The sequence below is a fragment of the Streptomyces sp. NPDC004658 genome, assembly GCF_040609555.1.
Lineage (GTDB): Bacteria > Actinomycetota > Actinomycetes > Streptomycetales > Streptomycetaceae > Streptomyces.
Genome location: NZ_JBEXKG010000293.1, coordinates 1 through 5,029, shown reverse-complemented (window position 1 = coordinate 5,029; position 5,029 = coordinate 1). Strand labels below are relative to the sequence as shown.

The following is a 5,029-nucleotide window of genomic DNA, read 5'->3' as shown; positions in this document are numbered from 1 at the left end:
CCGGCGCTGCCCCCGGGGGAGGAGCCGGCGGAGGCGCGGCAGGAGGAACGGACGCCGGCGCCGTACGAGACCGCCGTCACCCAGCGGATCTCCGTGGCACAGCCGCGGGGCGGGATCCGGCGCCTGGCCCGGCGCAACCTGGTGGCGGCCGGCTCCGGAGCGCTGCTCGCCGCCGTGCTCGGTACCGTCGTCACGCTCGGCATGACCACCCCCGACGACCCGGGCCGCAACCCGGCCGGCAAGGTCGACGCCAACCCGTCCGCCGGCCAGGACGTCGGCGACGGCGGCCTGGGCGCCGGGCCGACGGACACCGGCGACACCGGCTCGGCCAGCAGCCGGCCCACGTCACCGGGCCCCGACGGCACGTACGGCACCGCGGACGACCCGGCACCGCCCGCCGCCCCCTCCCGCCCGTCGGAGAGCGTCAGGCCCTCCGACTCCCGTTCCTCCTCCGGCTCACCGTCCACGTCGCCGAAGCCGGGAGGGTCGAGCGGCGGTACGACGGGGGGCACCACCGGTGGGACCACGGGCGGTACGACCGGCGGCTCCACGGGCGGCTCGACGAGCGGCGGTTCGGGCGGTACGACGACCGGCGGCTCGACGACCGGCGGCTCGAGCGGTACGACGACCGGCGGCTCGACGACCGGCGGGAGCGGAACCGGAGGCTCCACCGGTACGACCGGCGGCACCACCGGGGGCACCGGCGGCACCACGGACGGCTCGACGGGCGGCGGCTCGACGGGCGGCACCACCGGGGGCACCACGGGCGGCGACACCGGCGGCACGACGGGCACCACGGACGGCTCCACCGGCGGGACGTCGAGCAGCGCGTCGGCCTCACAGACGGCACCGGGGACGAACGGCCCGGTGATGTGACGCCGGTCCGGCGGGCCACTTCCCTCCGCCGGGCCGGAGCCGTCGGCTAGAACAAGCGGAGCTTGTCGTCCTCGATGCCGCGCAGGGCGTCGTAGTCCAGGATGTGGCAGTTGATGCCGCGGTCGGTGGCGAGGACGCGGGCCTGGGGCTTGATCTCCTGGGCGGCGAAGATGCCGCGGACCGGGGCCAGGTGCGGGTCGCGGTTCAACAGGTCGAGGTAGCGCGTGAGTTGCTCCACGCCGTCGATCTCGCCCCGGCGCTTGATCTCGACCGCCACCGTCTGGCCGTCCGCGTCCCGGCACAGGATGTCCACGGGCCCGATCGCCGTCATGTACTCGCGGCGGATGAGGGTGTATCCCTCGCCCAGCGTCTCGATGCGGTCGGCGAGGAGTTCCTGGAGGTGCGCTTCCACGCCGTCCTTGATCAGGCCCGGGTCCACCCCGAGTTCGTGCGAGGAGTCGTGGAGGATCTCCTCCATCGTGATGATCAGTTTCTCGCCCGCCTTGTTGACGACGGTCCACACGCCCTCGTCCTCGCCCGTGCCCTCCTTCAGCGTGCACGGCGGCGACATCCAGTTGAGCGGCTTGTAGGCCCGGTCGTCGGCGTGGACGGAGACGCTGCCGTCCGCCTTGACCAGGATCAGTCGCGGGGCCGAGGGCAGGTGGGCGGTGAGCCGGCCGGCGTAGTCGACCGAGCATCGGGCAATGACGAGACGCATGGTCGGCAACGCTACTCGACGCCCGCCGGTGCTCGCGATCCGTCCGCCCAGCTCCCAGTGGATCGCCCCATTTGTCCCTTGAAACTCTTGTTCATCCCTGGCCGATTGTGGGCGTAACGGGATCGGTTCATATACGCATTCTGCTGGTGTGGTCACCTACGGTTGCCTACCGTAGGAACGGGAGGTTGCGGCCCCTGTACAGAGCGTGTTCGAAATCGCGAACTCCCTTATCTGTCCGGCAACCCCTGCTGTTCGGGGGTGCGAGAGGAGAACCCATGTCGCTCGACGTCTCACCGGCCCTACTCGAACAGGCCGAGCGAGGCGAGGTCGACGAAGCAGCATTCGTCGACTGCGTCCGGACCTCCCTGCCCTACGCATGGGAGATGATCAGCTCCCTGGTGGCCCAGCTGAAGGTCGACGGCGGCCCCTTCGCCGACAACCAGACGCCCCCGCCGGACGAGCAGGCGCGCGGTCAGCTGCTGCGCGCGCTCGCGAGTGACGCGATACGCGGCGCGTTGCAGCGGCACTTCGGTGTCCGGCTGGCCTTCCAGAACTGCCACCGCGTGGCGGTGTTCCCGCTGGACGCCTCGGTGGACGAGACGTTGGCCCGCTTCACGTCGGTACGCAGCCAGTTGCTGAACCAGTCGCCGGAGCTCCGGGACTGCTGACGCGCGGTTCCGGTACGGCGGAGACGGACAGCCGCCGGCTTGCCGCTCCACCCGCGGGGGAGGTGCATTCAAGGACCGGGGCGGCAAGCCCCCCAGGTGGCTTGCGCGCGGGAGGCCGGTCAGCGCAGCTGGGGCAGCACCTCGGCGCCCAGGCGCCGCAGGTTCTCCTCCGTGGCCGCGAGATCGCCCGAGCCCTCCACCAGGAGGGCGAAGCGCGAGATGCCGGTGCGCTCCGAGGTCGCCGCGAGCCGGTCGGCGGCGAGCCGCGGGGTGCCCACCGGGTGCAGTCCGCAGAGCAGTTCGGTGTAGGCGTACGGGTCGCGCATCGCGCGCGCCCGTCCGTCCACCGTCACATGGGCGTCCAGGCCCTGCCGCAGCCAGCCGGGCATCGCCTTCAGCAGCGTCTCCGCCGCGTCCGTGCGCCGGTCGGCGAGCTGGCAGACCCCGGCGGAGACATGGGCGGCGCCCGCGATCTCCTCGGCCGGCCGGCCCGCCGCGCGGGCGCAGCGCTGCCACAGGGCCACCATCTCGGCCTTCTCCTCGTCCCCGACGTGCATGCCGAGCAGCATGGGCAGACCGCGCTCGGCGGCCAGCCGTACGCTCGCCGGTGAGGTGCAGGCGAGGACGACCTCGGGGCCCGGGGTGTCCGTCAGGGCCTCCGACGGGCGGGGGACGACCGGCACCTCGCGGAAGGAGTACCGCTCTCCAAAGGCCGCCACGGACGGCTCGCTCAGCCAGCGCAGCAGCAGATCGAGCGACTCCGGGAACCCGTGTTCGTACGCCTCCAGTCCCGCGCCGAACACCTCCAGGTCCACCCAGGGGCCGCCGCGCCCGACGCCCAGCGTGAACCGCCCGCCACTGGTCAGGTGCAGCAGCGCGGCCTGCTCGCCGAGGGCGACCGGGTGGGCCGTGGGCAGTACGCTGACGGCCGTGCCGACCCGGATGCGGCGGGTGCGGCCGAGCAGCAGCGCGGCCAGGGTGACCGCGGACGGGCATGTGCCGTAGGGCACGAAGTGGTGCTCGGCGAGCCAGACCGCGTCCAGCCCGGACTGCTCGGCGACCTCCGCCGAGCGGACCGCCCGGTGCAGGGCCTCCCCCGGGCCCTGGCCCGGGAACTGGGCCGCCAGCACAAAACTTCCTACGTGCATCGCATTTCCTGCTTCCTTGGCTCCGACCCGGAGCTCCCCCACCCGGCATAACCGTCTGACACGTGCCCAGGACACGGCCTGGCCGAAGAGATTTGCGGATTGTCTTCAGAATGGGTCGCCCTGGAGGGGGACTTGTACGGGTTGGTTCCCTGCGCCTACTGACCGCGTACCCGTCTCGGTGGCGCGTAGGCTGGATGGAGCCGTGCTTCCTGTATAGCCCCGAGAGGTGTCCCGTGTCCCCGCGTCGCAACCGACCGAAGGCAGCCGGATCGTCGGGCCGGAGCGCCGAGGACGATCCCGCCGGCCGGTACGGCGGCTGGCAGTCCACGGAGAGCTGGCAGGGCGAGGAGTGGAGCGTGCGCCATGTCGCCGGGGCGAGCGCACAGGGCAAGACCTACCGCTGCCCGGGCTGCGACCAGCTGATCCCCTCCGGTGTCCCGCACGTGGTGGCCTGGGCGGAGTACGCGGGCGTCGACGACCGCCGGCACTGGCACAAGGCCTGCTGGAACGCGAAGGACCGCCGCACCACGCGGGTGCAGCGGTCCCGTAACGCGCCGAGGTTCTGAGCCGGACGGCTACCCGTCCCGGCTCCTCCCCGTCCCGGCCCTCACACGTCCCGGCTCTGGAGCAGCGCGTACGCACCCGCGTACACCGCCGCCGTCAGGCCGATCATGATCCACAGCGGGTCCCAGCCGGACGGGCCGGACTCGGTCAGCGAGTTGGTGTAGAAGACGCTCAGCTGGTTCGGGATCGAGTACTCGAAGAGCCACTGGCGCACCTTGTCCAGCGACTCCGTCACCATGAACAGCGCGAGCACCAGCGGCGCGAGCACCACGCCGATCATGATGGTGATGGCACCCGCCGAGTGCCGGATGACCGAGCCGATGAGCAGCGACAGCAGGCCGAGCAGCGCCATGTACAGGCTGATGCCGACGGTGGCCTTGAGCCAGTCGCCGCCGGTCGGGGTGCGGGCGCCGGTGTTCTCCAGCAGGGACGCGTGGACCATGGCCACGAAGCCGGAGGTGACCAGCGTGACGACGAAGGCGACGGCGAAGAACACGATGGACTTGGCGGCGAGCACCCGGGCCCGGCTGGGGCACGCCGTCATCGTCGTCCGGATCATGCCGGTGCCGTACTCCGAGGCCGTGGTCAGCACGCCGAGCGTGATGATGCAGATGCTGCCGAGCAGGAGGCCGAAGAAGCCGAACGACAGCGGGTTCTCGCCGGACAGGCTGGTGGGGTCGGAGTTGGCCTCGACCAGCGCGCCGGTCAGCAGGCCGATACCCACGACGAGCAGCACGAACACGCCGAGCGTCCACATCGTGGAGCGCACCGACCGGATCTTCGTCCACTCGGAGGCCAGGGCGTGCCCGAGGTGGGTGCGCACGACCGGGATGGGCGAGGTGTAGCCGGCGTACGGAGCGCCGGGCACCGCCTGCCCGTGGGGCGCGGCGGCCGGGGCCTGCGGCATCGGGGGCTGGTGGGTGCTCATCGGGCGTCCTCGGGCTGGGTCGGGTCGGCGGGAGCAGGAGCGGCGGCGGGGGCCGGGGGAGCCGTGGCGGGCGCCTGCTGCGGGGCGGGCGGGACGGCGGCCGGAGCCGCCTTCGACAGCACCGGCG

Annotated in this window: 5 protein-coding genes and 1 pseudogene; 3 read left to right on the top strand and 3 right to left on the bottom strand. The window is 72.5% G+C overall.

The window, feature by feature from the left end; translation table 11 throughout:
- Positions 1–876, top strand: a pseudogene (locus ABZV94_RS40125) (ATP-binding protein); the annotation flags it as partial.
- Between the two features lie 46 nt (positions 877–922).
- Here ABZV94_RS40125 and nucS read toward each other — a convergent pair.
- The gene (nucS, locus tag ABZV94_RS40120; RefSeq protein WP_356349796.1) at positions 923–1,594 is read right to left on the bottom strand and encodes an endonuclease NucS; all 672 of its coding nucleotides are present in this window, start codon (positions 1,592–1,594) and stop codon (positions 923–925) included.
- Between the two features lie 275 nt (positions 1,595–1,869).
- Between nucS and ABZV94_RS40115 the strand changes: the two genes are divergently transcribed.
- Entirely contained in the window at positions 1,870–2,262 is a 393-nt protein-coding gene (locus ABZV94_RS40115; protein WP_030656147.1) for an SCO5389 family protein, read from the top strand.
- A gap of 119 nt (positions 2,263–2,381) precedes the next feature.
- Here the strand turns inward: ABZV94_RS40115 and ABZV94_RS40110 are convergent, their stop codons facing one another.
- A complete protein-coding gene (locus tag ABZV94_RS40110; RefSeq protein WP_356349794.1) occupies positions 2,382–3,410 on the bottom strand; it encodes an LLM class flavin-dependent oxidoreductase in 1,029 nt (342 codons plus the stop codon).
- 233 nt (positions 3,411–3,643) lie between these two features.
- On the opposite strand from ABZV94_RS40110, the gene ABZV94_RS40105 reads away from it, so the two are divergent.
- Positions 3,644–3,976, top strand: a complete 333-nt coding sequence (locus tag ABZV94_RS40105) for an ATP/GTP-binding protein (RefSeq protein ID WP_356349792.1) — start codon at positions 3,644–3,646, stop codon at positions 3,974–3,976.
- Between the two features lie 41 nt (positions 3,977–4,017).
- Here ABZV94_RS40105 and ABZV94_RS40100 read toward each other — a convergent pair whose 3' ends face one another.
- Positions 4,018–4,902: an ABC transporter permease gene (locus ABZV94_RS40100; protein WP_356349790.1), complete on the bottom strand. Its 885-nt coding sequence runs from the start codon at positions 4,900–4,902 to the stop codon at positions 4,018–4,020.
- Positions 4,903–5,029: the final 127 nt, after the last annotated feature.